This window comes from Streptomyces sp. IMTB 2501, from assembly GCF_001953885.1.
Classification (GTDB): Bacteria; Actinomycetota; Actinomycetes; order Streptomycetales; family Streptomycetaceae; genus Streptomyces.
The window spans coordinates 485-1,576 of the sequence record NZ_MQUS01000085.1 but is presented as its reverse complement, the minus strand read 5'-3'; the positions used below and the strand labels follow the sequence as shown (position 1 = coordinate 1,576).

At 71.1% G+C, this 1,092-nt stretch carries 1 protein-coding gene; it reads right to left on the bottom strand.

Annotated elements, in window-relative coordinates:
• The coding region (locus AV521_RS46185) for an acyltransferase domain-containing protein (RefSeq protein ID WP_179023921.1) at positions 1-1,046 on the bottom strand (1,046 nt) is incomplete at its 3' end.
• Positions 1,047-1,092: the final 46 nt, after the last annotated feature.

Sequence of the window (1,092 nt, the reverse complement as noted above, 5' to 3'; positions counted from 1 at the left end):
CGGTCGAGCCAGTAGCGGGTGTGGTCGAAGGCGTAGGTCGGCAGTTCCACCGGTGTGCCGTCGGCGGGTTGGGCATCGCCGGTGTCGGTGGGGAGCAGGGCGGGCCATGTGAGGTCGGTTCCGGTGGTCCATGCGCGGGCCAGGCCGGTCAGGACGGCGCGGTCCTCGGGGCGGTCGGAGCGGGCCAGGGGGATCAGTGCCGGCCGGGTCGGGGTATCGGGCAGGCACTGGTCGGCCATCGCGGTCAGGACCCCGCGCGGGCCGATCTCGACGAAGGCACCGGCCTGGCCCTGCCCGGCCAGATGTTCCACCGCCTGCTGGAACCGTACCGGGCGGCGGACCTGCTCCACCCAGTACTCCGCACAGTCCAGCTGCCCCGCGGCAGCGGGCAGACCGGTGACGGTGGAGACCACCGTGATCCGCGGCTCATGGAAGGTGAGTTGCTGCGCGAGGGTACGGAAGTCGTCCAGCATCGGGTCCATCAGCGGTGAGTGGAAGGCGTGCGAGACCCGCAGCATCCGCGTTGTGACGCCCTGTTCCCGCCACCCCTCCTCCAGACGGGCGAGGGCGTCACGCTCACCGGAGACCACGATGGCGGTGGGCCCGTTGACCGCGGCGATCTCCACCCGGCCCGCGTGATCGGCCAGGGCCTTTTCCACCTCGCTCAGGGGGGCCTGGACGGAGAGCATGGCGCCGCCCTGCGGCAGGGCCTGCATCAGCCGGCCCCTGGCCGCCACCAGCGTGCACGCGTCCTTCACATCCAGGACCCCGGCGACGTGCGCGGCGGCCAGTTCACCGACCGAGTGCCCGGCCAGGAACGCCGGCCTGAGCCCGCAGGACTCCACCAGCCGGAACAACGCCACCTCGAACGCGAACAACGCGCTCTGGGTGAACACCGTCTGATCCAGCAGTCCCGCCTCGTCGGTGCCCTCACCGGCGAACATCACCTCCCGCACCGAACGGCCCGTCAACGGATCCAGATACCCGCACACCTCGTCCAACGCCGCCGCGAACACCGGAGACGACGCATACAACCCACGCCCCATCCCCACCCGCTGCGCACCCTGACCCGAGAACAACAACGCGGTCTTG